Here is a 22,188-nt window from a genome sequence, read left to right as displayed (position 1 = left end):
GCCGGCTCCCGCCAAATCCGAGGGGAGTCGTCACGTGCAGGAAGTTCTGCGCGGACGCCACGGGGAGCTCACCGCGCTGCGGGCCGCGTTCGAGGCCACCACCTCGCGCGGACGGCTCGCGGTCGTGCGCGGTGAGCCGGGGAGCGGACGCACCGCACTGCTGCGGCAGGCGGCGGCGATGTGGCGGGCCGAGGGCGTCGCGGTCGTGACCGCGCACCGGCCCCGATCACGGGCGGTCGTGCTGCTCGACGACGCGGACCAGCTCGCCGAACCGGTGCTCGCGGCCACCGCGTTGCGCATGCCCGGCTGTCTCGTCGTCGCCGTCACCCGCGACAACGCCGAGCTGGCCGAGATCGCGGACGTGGTCGTCGACCTGTCGCCGCTGCCCGACGACGTCGTCACCGAGCTGATCACCACGCGCGACCCGCTCGACGTCAGCGTCGTCGAAGGCCTCAGAACCGCGCTCGGCCCCCTCTACGGCAACCCCGGCACGGTCCTCGCCACGCTCAGGAACGCGGACCTGACCTGGGTCGGCGACCGCGTCTTCCTCACCCACGACCGGATCAGCCTGCCCGGCGACCACCCGCTGCTCGCGCACGTCCACGGTCTCGCCCAGCGCGTCGCGCTGCTGTGCGTGGTCCGCGAGGGCATCGAGGTCACGGACCTCGCGCTGCTGGACGAGGACCAGGCGAGCTGCGGCCGCGCGCTCGACGACCTGGTCGAACGCGGCGTGCTCACCCACGACCTCAAGATGTTGTGCCCGGCGCTCGCGAACGCCGTCGTGGACCAGAGCGGCGAGGACACGGTCCGCCGCGTGCACGTCGCGCTCGCCGCCGGCACCGCCGACCCGGACCTGATCGCGCTCGCGGGTCCGGACCTGCCCGACGCGCGGAAGTGGGCCGGGTGGCTCGGCAACCGCGCCGTCGAGATCCAGTCCACCGATCCGCAACGGGCCGGGCGCTGGCTCGCGGCCGCGGTCCGCATGACCGATCCGCAGCCGTGCGGCAGGCTCTTTCACAGCGCGATGACCGCGCTCGTCGCGACGGGCCAGCACGACCTGATGCGCGCGGTGCTGGACGACGGCCCGGACGACGACGCGACCACCGACGCCGCGACGATGCTGTTGCTGCTCAACGGCGAAACGGTCGACACGGCCGATGGTCCCGCCTCCGACCTCGCACGGTGGTGGCTCGGCGAACGCCCGGACTGGACGCCTCTGCCGATGAACGCGCACCACCAGGACGCCGTCATCACCCACGCCGAACTGAACGCGATCTACCACGCACTCAGGTTCGACGCTCAGGCTCTCCGCACGGCGCTGAAGTTCGTCCGCGACGAGCAGGTCAAGGACCGCTTCGATGAGCTGACGGAGGCCGGCACGGCCGGTGACGTCGCCACGGTCCTGGAACTCGTCCTCGGCGCGAGGTACCGCACACCCGACCACGGCCCGTTGAAGCTCTATCAGCGCGTGGTCCGCGACTACGCCAAAGCCGACTTCACGACCGCACTGCGGACCGTGCGCCAACTCGAGCTCACGCGCCCCATGCCCTCCCACCACCTGGCGCGCGTCCTCGCCGCAGCGATGCACACGGCGCGAGGGGAGAACAGGCAGGCGCACGGCTGGCTCGCCAAGGTCAGCCGCGACATCCGGTACGCGCCGGTCAAGGCCATGGTCGAGGCCAGGCTCCAGCACCGCGCGGGTGACTCCGAGGGCGCGGTCAACCTGGCCTGGCGCACGATCGGCCTGGCCAAGCACGCGGGCGTGCGGCCCGGCATCGGACGGTTGATGCTCCTCACGCTGCAACTGGCGCTGCGCAACGGCGACGAGCACATCGCCCTCGCCGCCCTGGCCGACCTGACCGAGCTGCACCGGCAGGACGACTGCCGCGCCACGCTCCAGCTCCTCCTGCTGGGCCGGGGCCTGCTCAACTGGGACCCGGCCGAGGCCGCGAAGGGCGCCGACGTCGTGCGGCAGCGCGACCACAAGCCCGACCTGCTGTGGGCGTGCCACGTTCTCGCCCAGTTCTGCGACGACCCCCGTCAGGTCGTGCGCGAGCTGCACGCCATCGCCAGGGAGGGCGGGGCGGCGTTCCTGTTGCCCGCCAAGGTGTCGGCGTTGATGCGCAGCTTCGGCGTGGCCGCGCCGAAAGCCACCCAGAGCGGCCTCACCACCACCGAGCTGCGCATCGTCGAGCTCGTGCGCGCGGGCCAGACGAACCGTCAGATCGCTGCGGAGCTGGAAGTCAGCGAGAAGGCGGTCGAGCACCACCTCACCCGACTGTTCCTGCGCACCGGCGTCCGGTCCCGCGTGGAACTGGCCGCCGCGAGTCTGGCGGGCAGGCTCGACGACCGGGGAGCCACCGGATGACGGGCACGCTCAACCCCATCGGTACCTCGGCCCTCATCGCGCGCGAGGCCGCGCACACGAGTGTGGTGTGGCCGTTGCTGTCGGGGAGCACACGGCTGGTGCTGGTCACCGGGACCGCGGGCATCGGCCGCACCGCCCTGCTGAACGAGGTCAGGGACGCGCTGGAACAGCAGCGCGTGCGCACGGCGGACGTTCCTCTGCTGCGCGCCGACCGGGACCGACCGCAGGCCGTGGTCACCCGCGTCACCGAGGAGCTCGCACGGTGGTCGCGGCCGCCGGTGCTGTTCCTGGACGACCTGCACCGACTCGACCACGACGTGCTTCGCGCGCTACTCGAGGCACTGCCCGAGCTGGGCACCAGTGTCGTCGGTAGCTACCGCACGCCCGTGCGTCTCGAACACACCGATCTCACCGATGTGCTGCGCGCGAACGGACTGACCGAGGTCGTCCCGCTCGCGCCGCTCAACCGGTCCGAGGTCAGCCACATGGTCACCGGACTGCTCAACGTCGCCGCGGACGCCGACCTGGTGCGCAGGCTGCACGAGGACAGCCGCGGCGTGCCCGGCCTGGTCGACCTCGCCGTCGACACGTACCTGCGCGGCGAAGCGCTGCGGATCATCGACCGCACCGCCTACCTGGTCGGCGAGCCGCGCGGCACCGGCCACCGGCACGCGGCCGTGGACCGGGTGAAGGCCCTCGGCGACCTCCCGTGGCGGACCGCCAAGGCAATGGCCGTCCTGCACCCGCTCGGCCCGGTCGCCGAAGAGCTCCTCGACGACACCAGCGCGTTGCCCGACCTCGAAGCCGAAGGCGTGCTCGTACGGCGTGATGGCGGCTGGCGGTTCCGTGCGCCCGTGCTCGCCCACGCGCTGATGGCGAGCATCGGCCCGTACGAGCGCCACGACCTCGGATGGCGTGCGGTCAGCGCGATCTGGGAGGGCAGGGCGTTCGTCCAGGATCCCGCCTACCTGCCGGACCGCCTGATCGACGCGGGCGGGTTCGCCGACCGGGAGAAGGCCGCGAGCCAGCTGCTGGCCGCCGGACGCGCGGGCGTGCTGCGCGACCCGTCCGCCCGGCGCTGGCTGCACGCGGCCGCCGACCGGGCCACGAGCGCCGTGCAACGGGCCGACGCGTTGTTCACCCACGCCGTGGCGTGCAGCGTGCACAACGACATGGCCGCCGCACGGGCCAGTGTCGAGGTCGCGCTCGAACGGTCCGACGAGTTCACCCCGGACCAGTTGCAGGAACTGCACCTCATCCGGCTCGTGGGCATGGCGGCGGCGGGGGACCGGGCTGGGCTGCGCAAGGTCGCGGACACGACATGGCGCACGTTGCCCGGCGGTGCGTCGTCGCGGTTCATCGACCGTGCGGTGGCGTTGTGCTACACGGACCGATGGGACGAAGCGGCGACGTTGCTCGCGAGCACGCGCACGATGTGGCGGCTGGGCAACGCGGCCACGGTGACGTTCGGCGAACTGTTCGGCATGAGCGCGGCGCTGATGACCGGGCGGATGGCCGAGTTCGAACGGATCGTCAACGACCCCGCGCTGTGCCCGCTGCACGCCACCGAACGGGACCGCCCCGCCGTGAAGTCGGCCGTGGCACGCGCCCTGCTGCTGGCGGGCGAGGCGGCCAGGGCGCGCCGGGTCCTCGAGGGCGAGCGGCCGCTCGCGTCCGACCAGGCACTGCTGGAGGTCGCGGAGGGCCGCTGGGACGACGCTCTCGCCCACGCCCGCAAGGCGCTCGTCACCGGTTCGACGCTCGGCGCCGTCATCGCGCACACGGCACTGGCCCGCGACCTCACCTCGATGCTGCTCGCCCGCGCGAAGCTCACCCGTGCGCGCGAGGTGATCGCCGACGTGCGCGCGGGCCAGAACGTCCTGCCGCACGTCCTGGACGCCCCCGAGGCCGATCTCGAACTCGTCCTCGGCGCCCGCGACAAGAGCCGCCAGGTGCTGCGACGCGGGCTCGCCCACGCGGCGCAGCACGCCATCGTCCTCGGCACCGACGAGCTGCAGCTGCGGCTCGCGATCATGTCGCTGGAGGACGGCGACCACGAGGACGCGGCGGCCCGCGTCGAGCACCTCGCCGACGTCGCCGAGCGCATGGACACCGGCCGCGCCCACCGCAACCACCTGCTCGGACGCGCCCTGACCTGGCGGGACGAGGCCGCGGTGGAGGAAGTCCGCCGGCTCGTCGCCGAACGGTCTCAGCCGCACGAGATGGCTCGGACCTGGACGACCCTGGTGGCGTTCCGGCTAGCCGACCCGCAGCTGCTGCGCGAGGCCTACGAGCTGTTCGGCTCCATGGACGCGTTGCTGCCCAGGGCGTTGCTGCGGCACATGATGCGCGAGAACGGTGTGGCGGTTCCCGGCCGTGCGGCGACCACGGCCGAACAGGAGCGCCTGCTCGCCTCGCTGGTGGCGGAGGGGCTCACGAACCGCGAGCTCGCGGGCGTGCTGAGTACGACCGAGAAGAGCGTGGAGGCGCGGCTGACCCGGCTGTTCCAGCGCACGGGGTACCGGTCGAGGGTGGAGCTCGCGACGGCGATGCTCACGGGGGAGTACCACTGACGATGCCTAGGGGTGCGTACCGCTGACGAGCGCGTCCACCACCACGGACGCAGGTTCGGAGAGGTTGAGCCACGCGACGACGATGCGCTGACGTTCCCGTGAGCGCACACGGATCACCTGCACGCCGTTGGGCACCAACGTCGCCAACGGCTCGGGCAACGTCGTGATGCCCGCACCGGTCGCCACGAGCTGAAGCTTCGCCAGCCAGTCACGGGCCACATGGGCGACCACGGCCCGTTCGTCCAGGCCGGGCCACACGCCGAACCCCGGCGGCCCGGCGATCCACGCCCAGCCGCGCAGGTCGGCCACGTCGATGAAGTCCTTGTGCGCCAGGGGATGCGTCGACGGCACGGCCAGCAGCAGCTCGCGTTCGTCGAGCACCTTCGTCCGCAACGCCGGCGTTTCGTCGTCCAGCGGCGGGAACGGCGGCTCGGACGCCAGCACCGCGATGTCCACCGTGCGCGCCCGCAACGCCCGCACCAACGACGCCGTGGTGCCGTCGCGGGTCGTCACGGTCAACGCGGGATGACTGCGCCGCAACGACGCCAGCGCCGCGGGCACCAGCGTGCCGCCCGCGCTCGTGAACCACCCCAGCCGCACGGTGCCCGCGGTCGCCGGCAGCCCGGACAGCTCCCGGCTCGCCGCGTCGAGCTGCGCGAGCACGAGGCCCGCGTGCCGCAGCAGCACGTGCCCGGTATCGGTCAGTCGCACGCCATCGAGCTGACGGTCGAACAACGGCGCGCGCACCACCCGTTCGAGAGCGGCGATCTGCCGGGACACCGCCGATTGCGTGTAGCCCAGCGCGACGGCCGCGGCGCTCAGCGAGCCCCGCTCGGCCACCTCCTGGAACACCCGCAACGCCACCAGCGGCACCGCACTCAGGTCCATGACCCACGTGTATACGGGCTACGGGTGGTATCGCCCCTGAATCTCGGTGATCTCGCCGTCGCCGTTGAACGTCAGCCGCGGCGCGTAGACCGGTTCCTTCTCCGCGAGGAAGTCGGCCCGCGCGCACGGGGCGTCGCCCATGCCGAACACGGTGAGCGTCAGTCCTTCCGCCTGCCCGCACCCGAACGGCGTGCGGATCACGACGTCGTCCGCGAGCCGGGAGACGTGCGGCTCACCGGGCAGTTCGTGCACGGCGGAGTTGTTCTCCTCGGCCGGCCTGATCTCGCCGTCGACCCAGGTCACCGTGCCGTCGGGGCTGATCGCGGTGATCACCGCGACGTCCGTCGTGCCGGGCAGGGCCCACCAGATCGCGCCGGCCACGACCGGGACCGCGGCCACGGCCGCCCAGATCCATCGCTTCACGAGCTGATCGACGCCGTACGCGGCCGAGGGGTTGCCCGGGCGCGTTGCGAAGATCGGATCGAGGACGTTATATTACAGTCGTGCGAAAACGGGGGAGCGCATGACACCGGGACTCATCGCGGCGCTGGCAGGGCTGGCGCTGCTCGACTCGACGAGCATCGGGACGTTGTTCATCCCGATCTGGCTGATGCTGACGCCGGGCAGGCTGAAGCCGAGCGGGTTCGCCGTCTACCTGGGCACGATCACCGTCTTCTACTTCGGCGTCGGCGTGCTGATCGTGCTCGGCGCCTCGCGGGTGATCGACCACCTGGACGGCAAGGTGGCGCTGTGGATCCAACTGGTGATCGGCGTGCTGCTGTTCGCGGTCAGCTTCCGCTTCGACGGCAAGAAGAAGGCCGACACCGGCAAGTGGCAGAACCGCCTCAACGCCAACGGGTCCGCCGTCCCGCTCGCCGGCGTCGCGGTGCTGGCGGGCGTGGTCGAACTCGCCACGATGCTGCCGTACCTCGGCGCGATCGGGATGATGAGCGCCGCGGACCTGAACGCCGGTCAGATCGGGCTGCTGCTGGCCGGGTACTGCCTGGTCATGATCGTGCCCGCGCTGGTCCTGCTCGGCGCGCGACTGGCGCTGCGCGAGAAGGTCGAACCGTTCCTGACGAGGATCAGCACCTGGTTCGCGGAGAAGGGTGCGAGCACGACCGGCTGGATTCTCGGCATCGCCGGGTTCCTGGTCACCCGTGACGCCGTGGTCAGGCTGTTCTTCGCGTGAACCGGTTCGTCAAGTGAACCACTTCGTCCGGTTGGCTGAACGACCCGGTTTCGTTTTACTCCTACACTCGCCAGGATGACCGGCCTGGACGATCCGAGCAGATCGGTCCCGCGCGAACTGGCGCCGTTGCTCCGAATGGAAGTGGCGCCGGTCGCGGTCGGCATTTTCGAGGCGATCGAGAAATCGATTCCCGAATACAGCGAGTTCCGCGAGAACGTCGTCGACGGAATCCGGCAGGCGCTGGTGAAGTTCGTCGACCACATCGCCGCACCGGATTCCGAGCCCGATCCGCACGACGACATCCACCGCAAGCTCGGCGCGTGGGAGTTCAAGTCCGGGCGCAGCCTCGACAGCCTGCAGGCCGCCTACCGCATCGGCGCGCGGGTGGCCTGGAGGCACGTCTGCGGGTTCGCCGAACAGCGGGCACTGTCGCTGCGGGAGATGTCCGTGCTGGGCGAGGCGATGATCGCGCACGTCGACGAGCTCGTCAGCCTCTCGGTCGAGGGCTACGCGGCCGCGCAGGCCAGCGCGGCGGGCACGCTCGAACGCAGGCGGCGCAAGCTGATGGAACTGCTGGTCGGCGACCCCGCGGGCAACTGGCAGGCGGTGCTCGACGCGGCCCACGCGGCGGCGTGGCCGATGCCCGAACGGCTCGCGGCGGTGGCGCTGGAGCCGTCCGCCGCCCACGCCGACGACCTGCCGCCCGACGTGCTGGTCGACTTCGAGGACGCCACCCCGTACCTGCTGGTGCCGAACCCGGCCGAGGTCGGGAGGTGGCTGCGGCGCGCACTGCCCGGCTGGCGTGCGGCGGTCGGCGTCCCGGTCGCCCCGCAGGACACGCCGAGGTCGCTGGCCAGCGCACGCCGGGTGCTCGTGCTGGCCCAGGACGGCGTGCTGCCCGGCCGACCGGTCCTCGACTGCGCCGACCACCTCGTCGAACTGACCGTGCTGGCGGACGAGTTCCTGGCCCGCCAGCTGGCTCGGAAGGCGCTCGCGCCGCTGGCCCCGCTCACCGACCGGCAGCGGACCAAGCTCGCCGAGACGTTGCTCGTGTGGCTGTCCGCACGTGGCGGCGCCCCCGAGGTCGCCGCGCGGCTGCAGGTGCATCCGCAGACCGTCCGCTACCGGGTGAACCAGTTGGACGAACTGTTCGGCGACCGGATGCACGACGCCGAGCAGCGGTTCACCCTCGAACTCGCCCTGCGCGCGCACTATTTGTTGCGGCGCGACTGACAAATCGCGGCAAAGCATTTCGCACCCAAGTGACAAAAGCGTGTTTTTGCTTGCCACGAAGAATCCGTCCTGGTTACTTTACTGGCGAGTAAAGCAACACCGCCTTCTTGCAGTTCAATGTCGTACTCATGGAGGTCCCTGCAGATGAAGACCGGACTTTTCGCGCGCATCGCCGCCGTCGCTCTGGTTGCCGGAGCGCTGAGCGTGGCGACGGCCGGCACGAGCTCCGCCGCGACCGCCTCGCTGACCATCACCTACCGGTGCGAGTTCTCGATCACCGGTACGCACGACGTGCCCACCGTGGTGACCTCACCTGACGTGCCCGACTCGGCGGCCGTCGGCGTGCCGACCGCACCCGCGTCCACGAGCGTGACCGCCACCGTGTCGGACGACATCCGCAACACGCTGTGGTGGATCGGCGGTCGCTCCGTCGACGGCACGCTGAGCACCGCCATCACGGTCACCAACGGCAGCAGCGTGCAGAACATCACCGCGACGTCGACCATCCCGAACACCGCGGTGCCGGCCTCCGGCACGTTCCAGGTCGTCGCCACCGGCACGTTCCCGGCGCTGACCCTGCCCAACGCGGGCACGGCCACGATCTCGCTGGGCAACGCGACCCTCGCCCTGACGCCGCGCTACGCCAACGGCGACCCGACGTGGATCGGCACCGTCAACTCGCCCTGCACGGTGGGGGCGGGCCAGGCCACCAAGTTCCACGAGTTCCCGGTGGCGTAAGGCTCATCCCGTGATGGGATGAGCGGCATGGAGCTCCAGCAACTGGTGGACCGCATCGCGTCCGAGGTCACGCCAGGTGGCGCCGCAGCCGACTACATCCCGGCACTGGCCAGGATCGACCCGCACGCCTTCGGCCTCGCCGTCGCGACACTGGACGGCGAGGTCTTCGGCGCGGGGCGGTACGACAGGCCGTTCTCGATCCAGAGCATCTCCAAGGCGTTCACGCTCGCTCTGGCCCTCGCCGAGAACGACGACGTGTGGACCCGTGTCGGCCGCGAGCCGTCCGGGTCGCCGTTCAACTCGCTGGTGCAGCTGGAGACCGAGCAGGGCATCCCGCGCAACCCGTTCATCAACGCCGGTGCCGTCGTCGTCACCGACCACCTCGGGTTCGGCGCGTCCGACCGGCTGATCGAGTTCCTGCGGCAGGAGAGCGGGAACCACGCGCTCGACGTCGATCCCGAGGTCGCCAAGTCCGAACTGGACCACTCCGACCGCAACCGCGCGCTCGCGCACTTCATGGCCTCCTACGGCAACATGCGCAACCCCGTCGACGTCGTCGTGCGCGAGTACGTCCGGCAGTGCTCGATCGCCATGAGCTGCGCGGATCTGGCCCGCGCCACCCTGTTCCTCGCCCGGCACGGCGTCCGCAACGACGGCACCCGGCTGCTCGGCGTCAGCGGGGCCAAGCGCGTCAACGCCGTCATGCTCACGTGCGGCACCTACGACGCTGCAGGCCAGTTCGCCTACCGGGTCGGCCTGCCCGGCAAGAGTGGGGTGGGCGGCGGCATCATCGCCGTCGTGCCGGGGAAGTGCGCGATCTGCGTGTGGAGTCCAGGATTGGACGCACGCGGCAACTCCGTCGCCGGGGTCGACGCGCTGGACCGTTTCACCACTCTCACGGGCTGGTCCGTGTTCTGACGGATGGTAGGAAGACGGGGTGAGCACAACGGGGAACGCACTGGCACTGGCTGAAGAAGAGGCCGTCACGCTCGTCAGCGAGCTGATCAGGATCGACACGACCAACACGGGTGATCCCGCCACGGTCGTGGGGGAGCGGGCCGCCGCCGAGTGGGTCGCCGAGAAGCTGTCCGAGGTCGGCTACGAGACCACCTACGTCGAGTCCGGCGCGAAGGGCCGCGGCAACGTCGTCGCGCGGCTGGCCGGCGCCGACCCGAGCCGGGGCGCGCTGCTGGTGCACGGGCACCTCGACGTCGTGCCCGCCGACGCCTCCGAGTGGTCGGTCCACCCGTTCTCCGGCGCCGTGCAGGACGGGTACGTCTGGGGCCGCGGCGCCGTCGACATGAAGGACATGGTCGGCATGACGCTGGCCCTCGCGCGGCACTTCAAGCGCGAGAACGTCGTGCCGCCGCGCGACATCGTGTTCGCGTTCCTCGCCGACGAGGAGGCGGGCGGCCTGTTCGGCGCCAAGTGGCTGGTGGAGCACCGGCCCGAGCTGTTCGAGGGCGTCACCGAGGCGATCAGCGAGGTCGGCGGGTTCTCGATCACGCTGAAGGACGACGTGCGCGCGTACCTCGTCGAGACCGCCGAGAAGGGCATCCGCTGGCTCAAGCTGCGGGTCAAGGGCACCGCCGGGCACGGCAGCATGATCCACCGCGACAACGCCGTGGCGAAGCTCGCCGCCGCCGTCACGAAGCTCGACCAGCACCAGTGGCCGTTGATCATCCGGCCGTCCGTGCGCGAGTTCCTCGACGGCGTCACCGAGATCACCGGCCTGGAGTTCCCCGACGACGACGTCGAGGGCTCGATCGGCAAACTCGGCGCGTTGTCGCGGATGATCGGCGCGACCCTGCGCGACACGGCCAACCCGACGATGCTCTCCGCGGGCTACAAGGCGAACGTCATCCCGTCGACCGCCGAGGCCACTGTGGACTGCCGCATCCTGCCGGGCCGCGAGGAGGCGTTCGACCGCGAGCTCGCCGAACTGCTCGGCCCGGACGTCGAACGCGAGTGGGTCGGCCTGCCGCCGGTCGAGACGACGTTCGACGGCGCGCTGGTGGACGCGATGACGGCCTCGATCATCGCCGAGGACCCCGGCGCCCGCGTGCTGCCGTACATGCTCTCCGGCGGCACGGACGCCAAGTCGTTCCAGCAGCTCGGCATCCGCAACTTCGGCTTCGCGCCGTTGAAGCTGCCCGCCGACCTCGACTTCTCCGGGCTCTTCCACGGCGTGGACGAGCGCGTGCCTGTGGACGCCCTGAAGTTCGGCGTCCGGGTCCTCGACAGGTTCCTGCGCAACAGCTAGAGGTGATCGCCGTGTCCACTGTGGACTTGACCGGGCAGGTCGCGCTGGTGACCGGAGGCGCGCGCGGCATCGGCGCCGCCGTCGCGCACCGGCTCGCCCGGCTGGGCGCCCGCGTCGTCGTGCTCGACCTCGACGGCGCCGGGGCCCAGCGGGTCGCGTCCGCGGTGGGCGGCGTCGCCATCGCCGGTGACGTCACCGATCCCGCGACGATGCCCGCCGTCGTGGCGCAGGTCGAGCAGGACCTCGGCCGCCTCGACGTCGTGCTGCTCAACGCGGGGACCGGCGGCGGGCAGGCCGGGGTGGACGACGCCTTGGACGTCGCCCGCTACCGCAGGCTGGTCGGCGTGAACGTCGACCACGTCGTGTACGGGTTGTGCGCGGCGGTGCCGGCGTTGCGGCGGCAGGGCGGCGGCAAGATCGTGATCACGGCGTCGCTCGCGGGGATCACGGCCATGCCGGCCGATCCGCTGTACACGCTGACCAAGCACGCGGTCGTCGGGTACGCGCGGGCCGCCGGGCAGGCGCTGGCGGGGGAGGGGATCACGGTGTCCGCGCTGTGCCCCGGCTTCGTCGACACCCTGCTGCTGGGCGGCGCCAAGGAGGAGTTCGCGGCGGCCGGGTTCCCGTTGCTCACGCCTTCCGACGTCGCCGGTGCGGTGGAGAACGTGCTCGCGGACGGGCAGCCGGGGGAGGCGTGGATCATCCAGCCCGGCGGGAAGGCCACCGCGTACGGCTTCCGCGGCGTGCCGGGCGTGGGCGGCGGGCAGCTGCCACCCGATGTGGTGCTCGGCCACGTTTAGACCGTGTCCTGGAACCGGGTTGTCTCGTTAGGACGAACAGACGACACGGCGAAAGGACAGCGCATGGTGCGGCTGGAGGACGGGACCGAGCTCAACGTGGTGCGCGCGGGGGACCCCGACGCCCCGGTGACGGTCGTGCTCGCGCACGGCTACGCGCTCGACCACCGCAGCTGGCACAAGGTCGTGGACCTGCTGAGCGTGGACTTCCAGGTCATCGCCTACGACCACCGCGGCCACGGCTCCTCCGGCGGCGCGTCCAAGGAGACGGCGACGATCGAGCAGCTGGGGGAGGACCTGGGCGAGCTGATCGAACGGGCCGTGCCGCAGGGGCACGTCGTGATCGCCGGGCACTCGATGGGCGGCATGGCGGCGCTGGCGATGGCCGAGCGGCGGCCCCGGCTGTTCCGGCAACGCGTGCTGGGCAACGTGTTCGTGTCCACGGCGGCGAGCGGCATGTCCGAGACGACGCTCGCGTGGCCCAAGGCCGTCGGCAAGCTCGTGCGGGAGCTGGAACGGGCGTTCGGGCCGCTGGTGCGGGCGGTGCGGGAGAAGATCGAGCCGACCAAGACCGCCGGGTTGCGCTGGTGGCTGTTCGGCGACCAGCCCGCGCCCGAGGACGTGGAGCTGACCGCGGACATGGTGTGGGCGCACTGGCCGGAGACCGTCGCGTTGTTCCGGCCCGCCGTCGACCGCTACGACCGCGAGGCCGGGCTGACCGTGGCGAAGGAGAAGGCCGTCGTCGCCGTCGTGGGGGACGAGGACCGGCTGGTGCCCGAGTCGGACGCCGTCAAGTTCGGCGGAACGTCGGTGATCTTGTCGGACGCGGGTCATATGCTTCCCCTGGAGCGGCCGGCCGAGCTCGCGAACCTGATCCGGGAGGTCGCCGCCAAGGCCTAGCTGGGGGTCGGCTGTGGTGCAGTACCTCGAACCGAACACGGACGGGCCCGCGAAGGACGACTGGTCGACCGGGCTGATCCTGCGCGACCTGCGGTGGGGTGCGAAGTCGCTCGGCGCCATCGCCCTGGCGACCGGCGCGGGTGCCGTGGCGTGCTGGCTGCTGGCCTCGACGCCGGGCAACATCGGCGCGTTCGCCGTGCTGGCGCTGATCACGGTCGTGTTCTCGCTGGCCCCGCTGATCTACCGGGTGGAGACGCGGGCGCAGCGGCGTGGCCTGCTGGAGCAGTCGTGGCGGCGGGTGCCGGCGCAGGTCGTGGAGAAGGGCGAGGACGGCACCGACCGGCTGCGGCTGGCGGACGGCGTGGTGCTGCGCGGCTGGTTCCAGGACCTGCCGGACATGGTGCTCGAACGCGGGGAGGTCTTCGTCTGCGGGCCTGACGCGAACGGGAAGGCCGTGGTGCGCGCCGCCGGGTTCGCGAAGATGGAGAACGCCAAGGTCGACCGGCACCAGGACGGGGAGCACCCGGTGCGCGCACGGGTGGAGCGGCCCCTCGGCCGTCCGCTCGACGATCCGGCGACCGCGCAGGCCTTCAAGGGCTTCCGGTGGGGCGAGCGCGCGTGGCTGTGGGCGGTCGTGCCCGCGGTCGCCGGGGGAGTGCTGGTGCTGCTGAGCCTGGTCCCGCTCGCCCCGGCCGGGCTGGTCGTCGGCGGCCTCGTGCTGGTCCTGGGCCTGCTCGGCATCCCCACCGCGACCGAGATCGGCCGCTGGTACCGCGACGCCGTGCGCGCGGTGGAGAACTCGGCGCAGTGGACGCCGGTGACGATCACGCTGTTCCCGTGGCAGCCCAACCAGAACGTGGCCGGGCTCGCGCAGATGCCCGACGGCAAGCTCGCGCTCGTGCAGTTCGTGGTGCCCGAGCTGAGCGTGATCGCGAACATCGCGGACACGGGTGTCATGTGGATCGCCGGCACGCACGACGACGTGATCGCGGTCGGCGTGCCGCGCGTGCCGGTGCTGACGTTCGCCGCCGTCCAGCCGGACCGGGACACCCCGAAGGAGGACCCGGTCCCGTGGATCCAGCGGTTCACCCAGCCTGACTTCAGCGGCCTGCCGCGCTAGAGCGGCGCCGTCCGGGCGGGCGGCCGAAGAGCCGGACGTGCTCGTCGACCAGCCAGTCCTTGAGCGGCGCCCACTCCGGGTGGTGGTTGAGCACCAGCAGGCGGTGCATCCACCAGTTCGGGTCCTCGCTGCGGGGGAACGCGGCGAGCCAGCCGGCCCGTTCGTCCGCGGTGAGTCCCCAGAGGTGCTTGAGCTGACCCTCGGCATCGGTGTCGAGCTGGGCCGTGATCCGGCCGTCCTCGGTGTGCCATTCCGCGCGCAGTTCGCGCAGCACGGCTATCGCGCGTTCGTCACCTTCCTCCGCGGTGACCACGACTGTGTGCAGGCCCTGTTCGGCGGCTTCCGCGAGCAGGGCACGGGCGGACGTTTCGTCGTGCGGCAGTGCGCTGTGTGCGACCCCGACTTCGTGCGGCACGAGCTCCATGACCCAGAATCTGATCATATCGACAACCAGTTCGGTGAATTTTATTGCTTCAGTGTTGACTGAAAGCTCACCTTCCCGGGTTCAGGCCGCCGCGTTGAACGGACGTTGTTGTAAGGCGCCCCGACGCCGACACCGCACAACGTTCTCGCACTACAAAGGCGGTGTGGAAAAGAGGAGGGTGTCCTTGTTCAGCAGAGTGGCCTCGGGTCGACACCGGGGAAGTAGTGGTCCCAATGACGACTGGACAGGTGCGCCGTCGTAGTGGTGCAGACACGGGCGGCGGTGGCCTCGGCGTCGAGGTCCCAGACGCGGACGGAGCGGTCCGCGCCCGCCGTCGCAGCGTCCGGTTGTCCGGTGCGAACGCCACGCCCCACACCCGTTCCGTGTGACCGTGCAGCACTGCCCGCACCTGGGGGTTGCGGGGATCGCGCACGTCCCACACGCGGACCACGTCGTCGGTCGTGCCGGCCGCGATGAGGGTGCCGTCGGGGGAGAAGGCGAGGCGTTGCAGCGGGCCGCCGTCGTTGGGGAGGGTGCCGAGCTTGCGCGGCTGTGCGGGATCGCCGATGTCGTACAGCGCGCCGCTCGCGCCCTGGTTCGCGATCGCCACGGCGGGGACGGTGATGACGACCGTGAGGACCTCCTCACGGCCCGCCTGGCCGCCGCGGCGGATGGGGCTGGGGTTGTCATCGGTCCGCAGGGACGGGTGGGCCTTCGGCCTGGCCGGGTCGCTGATGTCCCAGAGCTGGAGCTCATGGCTGCCGTTGGCGATGACGACCGTGCGGTCGTCCTGAGAGAGCTCGACCTGCCACACCGTGTCGGTTCTGGGGATGGTGAAACCGCCCGTCCTGACCGGGGCGGCCGGGTCGGTGACGTTCCAGAGCGTGATCGCGCCGTCCTCGTCGGCGGTGACGAGCGTCCTGCCGTCGTGGCTGAACGTGGCGGCGACGATCGGGACGTCGGGCTTGGTCGTCCTACTGAGCTCGCGGGGCCTGGCCGGGTCGCTGACGTCCCACAGGGCCGTGCCCGCCGAGGTCGACGCGAACACGACGTCGCTCGTGGGGCTGATGTCGACGGTCTGGCCCTCGTCGTCCGGCCCGAGCGCGGGGAGGGTGGAGATCTCCGCGGCGTGGCGTTCCTCGGGACGCCAGAGCTTGATGGCGCTGTCGGAGGAGACGGTCGCGAAGAAGCGGCCGCGCGGGTCGTAGTCGAGCTTCCAGACCGTCTGGCGGTGGCGCGGGACGGTGAGGTTCGCGAGGTCGAGGACCCTGACCTCGGCGTCGGTGGTGGCGGTGACCATGTGGCGCGAGTCGGCGCTGAAGGCGACCGACCAGAGGGAGTCGCTGTGGCCGCCGAGCAGGGCCGCGAGCTGGGCGTCGCGGGGGTCGCTGACGTCCCAGAGGCGGGTGGTCTTGTCGCCGCCGCCGGTCGCGAGGTAGCGGCCGTCGGGGGAGAACTCGACGGTGTGGATGTTGAACGTGTGGCCGGTCAGCTCGGCGATCTGGGCGGGGGAGCGGGGGTCGGTGACGTCCCAGAGCCGCACGTCGTTGGCGGCGCCAGTGGCGACCGTGCGGCCGTCGGGGGAGAAGGCCACGCCGTACATGGCGGTGTCGACGGTGCTGCCGTGGGTGGGCGGGGTGATGGTGGCGAGCGTGGTGCCCGTGGCGAGGTCCCAGAGCTTCACGGTGCCGTCCCAGGAGGCGGACGCGAGGCGTGTGCCGTCGGTGGTGAGGGAGATGGCGTGCACCAGCGCGGTGTGGCCCTGGAGGGTGCGGACCGCGGTGCCGGTGACCTCCCAGACGCGGATCGTGCCGTCCTCGCCGCTGCTGACGAGCTGACCTCGTGGCGTGAACAGCACGGCCTGGACCTGGCCGTCGTGTCCGCTGATCTTGGCCTTCTCGAACGGCCTGCGGGGGTTGCTGACGTCGAACAGGCGGATGACGCCGTCCCAGCCGGCCGCGGCGATGGTCCTGCCGTCCGGGCTGAACGCCATGCCGTGCGTGGCGTGGTCGCCGGCGCGGACCCGGCTCAGCTCGGTGGGGTGGTGGGGGTCCTGGAAGTCCCAGACGATCAGCATCCGGTCGTCGCCCGCAGTCGCGAGCAGCTTCTTGTCCGGGCTGAACAGGGCGAACGACGCGGGCTCCGCGTGGCCGCTGACCACCGTGACCTGCGGGCCGGCGAACGTGCTCAGCAGGCTGTCCCGTGCCGCCGGGATGCCGGTGAGGCGGTAGGCGGCGAGTCTCAGCTGGCTCGCCAGGCCGGGGTCGCGTTCCTGGAGGTCGTTGGCCTCGGCGATGGCCTTCTGCGCGAGCGCGATGGTGCGTTGCTCGGTGGCTTGGCGTTGCGCTCTCACGGCGAACACGGACGCTGTGGTGGCTACGAGCAGCAGCGCGGCCAGCAGTGCCACTACGCGCCTTAGGTTCGTGGTGCGGCGTCGGCCCGTGGCGAGGTCACGCTCGACGGCGGCCTTGCTGGCGGTCAGGAAGGCCTGTTCATCGGCGTTGAGGGCACCTGGGTCCCGTTGCGTCCAGTCGGTGGCCTGGGTGAGCGGGACGCCCCGGTAGAGCGAGCCGGGGTCGCGGTCGTGGGCCTCCCAGTCGGCGGCCGCGGCGGTGAGCCTGCGGTGCGTGCGGAGGTCGTCCCGCGACTCCGCGACCCAGTCCTTGAGGCGGGGCCAGCTGCGGATGACGGCCTCGTGGCTGATCTCGACGCTGTCGCCGTGGACGGTGAGGATGCGCGCGTTCGCGAGGTGTTCGACGACCTCGTCCGCGGCGAGCTCGGACCGCTTGACGTGCCGTTTGGTGTCCTCGGTGCCTTCGCCCGGGGTGATCAGCCTCAGGAAGACCTGGCGGGCTTGCCGCCGTTGGGGCTCCGGGAGGCTGTTGTAGGCGTTCTCGGCGGTGTTGGCGACGGCGCGGGCGATGCCGCCGCTCTCGTGGTAGCTGGCGAGGGTGAGGGTGTTGCCGCGCTTGCGCTGCCAGGTCTCCAGCAGCGCGTGGCTGACGTGGGGGAGCACCCCCGCCTCGCCGGTGGCGTCGGCGATCAGCCGCGCGACCAGCCCGGTCTCCAGTGCGCAGCCGACCTCGACGGCCGGCTGGGTGATGGCCTTGCGCAGCTCGTCGGTCGTCATCGGTCCGACCACGACCTGGGCGTCCTCGACGGCCTTGACCAGCTCGGGGTGGCGGGCGCAGTGGCCGTAGAAGTCGGCCCTGAGCCCGATGACGGTCTTGTGCGTTCTCCGGGCCAGCGCGGCGATGAACTCGTTCTGGTGGGGGAGGGCGAAGATCTCCTCGAACTGGTCGACGACCAGGAGTTCTTCGGTGCCGGGGAGCGTCTCGTGGGTGCCCGGGGTGATCAGCTCGCCGTCCGTGCGGGCCAGCAGACCGGCCCTGAGCAGCGACGACTTGCCCGATCCGGACGCGCCGACGACCAGCACGACGTCGTGGTGCTCCAGCTTGCCCAGCAGCTTGCCGAGGAGCCGTTCCCGGCCGAAGAAGCGGTCGGCGTCCTGGACGGTGAACGCCTTGAGGCCGACGTAGGGGGAGTGGGGGCTCTGAGGCTCGGCGTCCGTCTCGCCGATCTCGCGCCAGCGTTGCTCCCACCGCTCCTCGTCGCCACCACAGGCCCGCACGAACGCCAGTGCGACGGCGAGGCTGGGGAGGCGCTGGCCGCGGGCGGCGTCGGCGAGGGTGCTGGCGGAGTAGTGGCTGAGCTTGCCCAGCTCGCGGTAGCCGGGGGAGCCGGCCTTCTCACGGAGCTTGCGCAGGTCGAACGCGAACTGCTGGACGGGCCCGGCGAACGGGTCGAGCGGTTTCTCCGGGCGGGGCATGACGGAGAGTCTTCCACCCGTCCAAGTCTCGTCAGACTCAATAGCTTCAGTGTTGACTGAAGTAGACGACCAGCCGGTGTTCGGCCTCACCTGGCACGAACAGGCACTCGAACGCCAGGAGGTGGAGGCCCCAGCGTTCGGTGCCGGTGGACGCGGGCAGGGACGCGGCCGTGGTGAAGCGGTCGGTGAACGGCGCTCCCGCGGTGATCGAGAGCTCGAACGCGAGCGCCGCGGCGGCGGGATCGCCCAGGTCGGCGGCGGCGCGCAGGGCGTTGGCCCGGCTGGTGGCGATGGCGTCCCAGTCGGGGTAGTGGGTTCTCGCGGGCTCGCTGAAGGCGAAGCGGGCGAGGTTGGTCTCGCCGTCGAGGCCGGAGATCGCGCGGAACCCGCCGGTGCACGCGACCACGTCGAGGGCGGGGGTAAGGACGGCGGCCGCGGTCGGTTCGAGGGCGTCGAGGGTGGCGAGGATCGTCGGGCGCAGCGGGGGTGGCGGGGCGGGGGAGCAGGTCGAGCCGGCCTTGATCAGGCGGTACAGGTGGATGCGTTCGTCCGCGGTCAGGGTGAGCGCTTCGGCCAGGGCGGTGAGGACCTGGCCGGAGGGGGAGCGGTCGGTGCCGCGTTCGAGGCGGGTGAGGTACTCGACGCTGATGCCGGCGCGGTCGGCGAGTTCGCCGCGGCGCAGGCCGGGGGTGCGGCGGCGTCCCGTCGTCGGGGGAGCGGTGGCTTCACGGCGGGCTCGCAGGAAGCGGCCCAGTGCGTTGTCGGCCATGGCGGTCGAGCTTAGAGGGGCCCTGAGCGGGTCTCCCTGTGATCGCCGGGGTGCGGTGATGCTGTGGATCATGCGATACCGACTGTTCGGGCAGACCGGTCTGCGGGTCTCGGAGTTGTTGCTGGGCACGATGACGTTGCGTTCGGAGGAGGTGGCGCGGCCGGTGATCGACGCGTACGCGGACGCCGGCGGGAACTTCCTCGACACCGCTTCGGCCTACGGCGAGAGCGAGGAGGTGCTGGGCGCGGTGCTGGGGCGGCGGGACCGGTTCGTGGTGGCGACGAAGTACTCGTTATCGCGGGACCCCGGTGATCCGAACGCGGGTGGGAACCACCGGAAGAACCTGGTGTCGTCGCTGGAGCAGTCGTTGCGGCGGTTGCGCACGGACTACGTCGACGTGCTGTGGGTGCACGTGTGGGACCGGCACACGCCGGTCGAGGAGACGATGCGGGCGCTGGACGACGTGGTGCGTGCCGGGAAGGTGCTCTACGTCGGGGTGTCGGACGCGCCGGCGTGGTTCGTGGCGCGGGCGAACACGCTGGCCGAGTGGCGGGGCTGGACGGCGTTCGCCGGGCTGCAGGTGCCGTACAGCCTGCTGTGGCGCGACGTCGAACGGGAGCTGCTGCCGATGGCGTCGGCGCTGGGACTGACGATGGCGGCGTGGGCGCCGCTGGCCGCGGGCAAGTTGTCGGGCGGCACGCAACGCTCGGGGCGGCTGTCCGAACGGGAGGAAGCCGTGGCGCGGGCGGTGAGGGCGGTCGCGGAGGAACTGGGGGCGACGCCGGCTCAGGTCGCGTTGGCGTGGGTGCGGGGCAAGGGGGCGCTGCCGTTGGTGGGCGCGCGGACGCCGGAGCAGGTGCGGGACTGCCTGGGCGAGGTGGTGTTGCCGCCGGAAGCGGTCGCGCGCCTGGAGGCGGCGGCCCCGTTCGTGCGGGGCTTTCCGGCGGACTTCATCGCCGAGTGCGATCCGGTCGCGTTCGGCGAGGGGCTGGTGGTCAGGTGATGAGGCCCGGCACCAGGGCGGGCTGGACCTTGCGGCGCAGCCACATCTTGCGGGAGCCGTCGCTGTAGAGCAGCGTGCGGGACAGTTCCCATCCGGAGAACTCGGCCTGGATGGCCAGCTGCGTGGTCGCGGCGCGGCGGGAGATGCCGGGCGGCAGGCGCAGTGGCCTGTACTCCCAGTCTCCGTCGATCACCCCTTCGGTCATGGCGAGATCACCTGTATCCCTCCGTTGTCGCCGGACGTCACGGTGACTCGTCCGGATTCCTGGTCGACGCTGACGGTGTTGGGTTGACGCACGGTGGGGAACCGGTACTTCTCGGCCGGTTCTCCAGCGGCGACGTTGAGTCCGACTACCTCGTTGCGCTCGGTGAGGGTGATCCACGCGATGTCGCGCTTGGCGTCGTAGGCGATGCCGTAGGGGGTGCCGGGCATGGGGTAGCGCTGGCGCATGATCAGCGGGTTGACCGAGAACGCGATGAACTCGCCGCCGCGGGTGTCGACGACGAGCAGGCGTCCGTAGCGGTCGGCGACGCCGTTGGTGGCGCCGTCTCCTGCGCGCAGGCCCGCGCCGCGGGTCTCGGCGCCGTTGTCGCCGGGCATCATCTCGAAGACGGCGCTGCGGAGGCGGTCGAGTTCGACGTTGCGGCCGTTGACCTGGAACTTCTGCGTGGTGTCGCCTTCGGTGAACGTGCCGCCGGGGGCGATGTCGCCGGGCGGGGTGGCGTTCTGGGCGGGGGAGTGGGCCGGTGTGGCGGCTTCGAGGGTCTCCGCTACCTGCAGCGGATCCTGTGACCCCTCGCTCTGGCCGCACGCCGTCAGCGTGGCGGTGGTCAAGATCAGAGCAGCGAGCCGGCGCAAGATCGGTTCCTCCTGTGAAACGTCGTGGTCTCCAGCATCCCTGACGTTCGCTTCGAGGTCACGCAAGGGGTGGGGTGAAGCCCCGTTCGGCCGCCTGGACCCACTTATCTCTATAGCTTCAGTGTGGACCAAAATTAATGCCTGCCAGCTGCCAACTCAGTAATGAACTCCAGAGCTAAAAACCCACAAAGAAGGGGGCCGACCCGGCTGGCGGTTCGGCCCCCTTCGGAGAAGAAGCAGGTCAAGGCATCGGGCGTTCGGGGTAGCCGAGTTCGATGGCGCTGACGTCGTCCAGTGCGGCGCGGATGGCCGGGGGCAGGGTGAGTGCTTCGGCTTCGAGGGACGCGATGAGCTGGTTGGTGTCGCGGGCGCCGACGACGGGGGCGATGACGCCGGGCCGGTCGCGGACCCAGGCGAGGGCGACGCACAGGGCGGAGGTGCCGAGTCCTTCGGCGGCGGTGGAGACGGCCTGGACGATGCGGGCGGCGCGTTCGTTGCGGTGTTGTTCGACGTAGCCGGCGAAGTGGGCGGAGGCGCCGCGGGAGTCGGGTGGGGTGCCGTTGCGGTACTTGCCGGTGAGGACGCCGCGGCCGAGGGGTGCCCACGGGAGGAGGCCGAGGCCGTGGTGGAGGGCTGCGGGGGCGACTTCGCGTTCGATGCCGCGTTCGAGCAGGGAGTACTCGACCTGGGTGGAGATGAGGGGGTAGGTCGTGGGGGTCATGGCGGCGGTGGCGAGTTGCCAGCCGCTGTAGTTGGAGATGCCGGCGTAGCGGACCTTGCCGCTGGTGATGGCGAGGTCGAGGGCGGAGAGGGATTCCTCGACGGGGACGCCGGCGTCCCAGGCGTGGAGTTGCCAGAGGTCGATGTGGTCGACGCCGATGCGGCGCAGGGATCCGTCCAAAGCGGACAAAAGTGCGCCTCGGGAGGCTCCTCCGCCGAAGGGGCCTTCGGTGCGGCGGGCGGTGGCTTTGGTGGCGAGGACGAGTTCGTCGCGGGGGACGATCTCGCCGAGGAGGGTGCCGAGGATGCGTTCGGCTTCGCCTTCGGCGTAGACGTCGGCGGTGTCGACGAGGGTGCCGCCGGCGTCGGCGAAGGCCATGAGCTGGGTGGCGGCCTCGTCCGCGTCGGTGTCGCGTCCCCACGTCATGGTGCCCAGTGCGGTCCTGGAGACGCGGAGGCCGCTGCGGCCGAGGTATCGCTGTTCCACGTGCGCGATGCTAAGGGGTGATCATC

At 71.3% G+C, this 22,188-nt stretch carries 19 protein-coding genes; 11 read left to right on the top strand and 8 right to left on the bottom strand.

Going from position 1 to position 22,188, the window contains the following annotated elements; translation table 11 throughout:
* Positions 1-34: 34 nt before the first annotated feature.
* A complete protein-coding gene (locus tag ACFWNN_RS01870; protein WP_382437923.1) occupies positions 35-2,368 on the top strand; it encodes a LuxR C-terminal-related transcriptional regulator in 2,334 nt (777 codons plus the stop codon).
* The gene (locus ACFWNN_RS01865) at positions 2,365-4,941 is read left to right on the top strand and encodes a LuxR C-terminal-related transcriptional regulator (protein WP_382437922.1); all 2,577 of its coding nucleotides are present in this window, start codon (positions 2,365-2,367) and stop codon (positions 4,939-4,941) included. Before ACFWNN_RS01870 ends, ACFWNN_RS01865 begins: the two co-directional genes overlap by 4 nt.
* Positions 4,942-4,947: 6 nt before the next feature.
* Here the strand turns inward: ACFWNN_RS01865 and ACFWNN_RS01860 are convergent, their stop codons facing one another.
* The gene (locus ACFWNN_RS01860) at positions 4,948-5,829 is read right to left on the bottom strand and encodes a LysR family transcriptional regulator (protein ID WP_382437921.1); all 882 of its coding nucleotides are present in this window, start codon (positions 5,827-5,829) and stop codon (positions 4,948-4,950) included.
* A gap of 18 nt (positions 5,830-5,847) precedes the next feature.
* The gene (locus ACFWNN_RS01855) at positions 5,848-6,252 is read right to left on the bottom strand and encodes a hypothetical protein (RefSeq protein WP_382437920.1); all 405 of its coding nucleotides are present in this window, start codon (positions 6,250-6,252) and stop codon (positions 5,848-5,850) included.
* A 100-nt stretch (positions 6,253-6,352) separates the two neighbouring features.
* Between ACFWNN_RS01855 and ACFWNN_RS01850 the strand changes: the two genes are divergently transcribed.
* From ACFWNN_RS01850 to ACFWNN_RS01815, 8 genes are all read left to right on the top strand, one after another.
* Positions 6,353-7,021 (top strand): GAP family protein, encoded by a 669-nt coding sequence (locus tag ACFWNN_RS01850; RefSeq protein ID WP_382437919.1) that lies wholly within the window; start codon positions 6,353-6,355, stop codon positions 7,019-7,021.
* 75 nt (positions 7,022-7,096) lie between these two features.
* Positions 7,097-8,254: a PucR family transcriptional regulator gene (locus ACFWNN_RS01845; RefSeq protein WP_382437918.1), complete on the top strand. Its 1,158-nt coding sequence runs from the start codon at positions 7,097-7,099 to the stop codon at positions 8,252-8,254.
* A gap of 144 nt (positions 8,255-8,398) precedes the next feature.
* Positions 8,399-8,992 (top strand): DUF6801 domain-containing protein, encoded by a 594-nt coding sequence (locus ACFWNN_RS01840; protein WP_382437917.1) that lies wholly within the window; start codon positions 8,399-8,401, stop codon positions 8,990-8,992.
* 27 nt (positions 8,993-9,019) lie between these two features.
* Positions 9,020-9,910, top strand: a complete 891-nt coding sequence (locus ACFWNN_RS01835; RefSeq protein ID WP_382438394.1) for a glutaminase — start codon at positions 9,020-9,022, stop codon at positions 9,908-9,910.
* Positions 9,911-9,929: 19 nt separating this feature from the next.
* Positions 9,930-11,255: a M20/M25/M40 family metallo-hydrolase gene (locus ACFWNN_RS01830; protein ID WP_382437916.1), complete on the top strand. Its 1,326-nt coding sequence runs from the start codon at positions 9,930-9,932 to the stop codon at positions 11,253-11,255.
* Between the two features lie 11 nt (positions 11,256-11,266).
* Positions 11,267-12,055, top strand: coding sequence for an SDR family oxidoreductase (locus ACFWNN_RS01825; protein ID WP_382437915.1), 789 nt, complete (start codon positions 11,267-11,269; stop codon positions 12,053-12,055).
* Positions 12,056-12,118: 63 nt separating this feature from the next.
* Positions 12,119-12,952, top strand: coding sequence for an alpha/beta fold hydrolase (locus ACFWNN_RS01820; protein ID WP_382437914.1), 834 nt, complete (start codon positions 12,119-12,121; stop codon positions 12,950-12,952).
* A gap of 16 nt (positions 12,953-12,968) precedes the next feature.
* The gene (locus ACFWNN_RS01815; RefSeq protein ID WP_382437913.1) at positions 12,969-14,072 is read left to right on the top strand and encodes a hypothetical protein; all 1,104 of its coding nucleotides are present in this window, start codon (positions 12,969-12,971) and stop codon (positions 14,070-14,072) included.
* Here ACFWNN_RS01815 and ACFWNN_RS01810 read toward each other — a convergent pair.
* Genes ACFWNN_RS01810 through ACFWNN_RS01800 form a run of 3 tightly spaced genes read right to left on the bottom strand, consistent with a single transcriptional unit; the run spans position 14,053 to position 19,094 of the window.
* On the bottom strand, positions 14,053-14,514 hold the full coding sequence (locus ACFWNN_RS01810; RefSeq protein ID WP_382437912.1) for a hypothetical protein: 462 nt from the start codon (positions 14,512-14,514) through the stop codon (positions 14,053-14,055). The two genes, ACFWNN_RS01815 and ACFWNN_RS01810, sit on opposite strands and share 20 nt — an antisense overlap.
* Before the next feature lie 49 nt (positions 14,515-14,563).
* Positions 14,564-18,325: a hypothetical protein gene (locus ACFWNN_RS01805; protein ID WP_382437911.1), complete on the bottom strand. Its 3,762-nt coding sequence runs from the start codon at positions 18,323-18,325 to the stop codon at positions 14,564-14,566.
* Between the two features lie 46 nt (positions 18,326-18,371).
* Positions 18,372-19,094 (bottom strand): helix-turn-helix domain-containing protein, encoded by a 723-nt coding sequence (locus tag ACFWNN_RS01800; protein WP_382437910.1) that lies wholly within the window; start codon positions 19,092-19,094, stop codon positions 18,372-18,374.
* 70 nt (positions 19,095-19,164) lie between these two features.
* On the opposite strand from ACFWNN_RS01800, the gene ACFWNN_RS01795 reads away from it, so the two are divergent.
* Positions 19,165-20,097, top strand: a complete 933-nt coding sequence (locus tag ACFWNN_RS01795; RefSeq protein ID WP_382437909.1) for an aldo/keto reductase — start codon at positions 19,165-19,167, stop codon at positions 20,095-20,097.
* On the opposite strand, the gene ACFWNN_RS01790 is transcribed toward ACFWNN_RS01795, so the two are convergent.
* The 3 genes from ACFWNN_RS01790 to ACFWNN_RS01780 form a co-directional block, all read right to left on the bottom strand.
* Positions 20,090-20,302, bottom strand: coding sequence for a DUF5703 family protein (locus ACFWNN_RS01790; protein ID WP_355296552.1), 213 nt, complete (start codon positions 20,300-20,302; stop codon positions 20,090-20,092). The two genes, ACFWNN_RS01795 and ACFWNN_RS01790, sit on opposite strands and share 8 nt — an antisense overlap.
* Positions 20,299-20,955: a YncE family protein gene (locus tag ACFWNN_RS01785; protein ID WP_382437908.1), complete on the bottom strand. Its 657-nt coding sequence runs from the start codon at positions 20,953-20,955 to the stop codon at positions 20,299-20,301. Before ACFWNN_RS01785 ends, ACFWNN_RS01790 begins: the two co-directional genes overlap by 4 nt.
* Before the next feature lie 241 nt (positions 20,956-21,196).
* Complete coding sequence (locus ACFWNN_RS01780; RefSeq protein WP_382437907.1) at positions 21,197-22,162, bottom strand: aldo/keto reductase; 966 nt, start codon at positions 22,160-22,162, stop codon at positions 21,197-21,199.
* Between the last annotated feature and the right edge of the window lie 26 nt (positions 22,163-22,188).

Origin of the sequence: Lentzea sp. NPDC058450 (genome assembly GCF_042721395.1) — a bacterium.
Lineage (GTDB): Bacteria > Actinomycetota > Actinomycetes > Mycobacteriales > Pseudonocardiaceae > Lentzea.
This window is presented reverse-complemented; position numbering and strand designations above follow the sequence as displayed.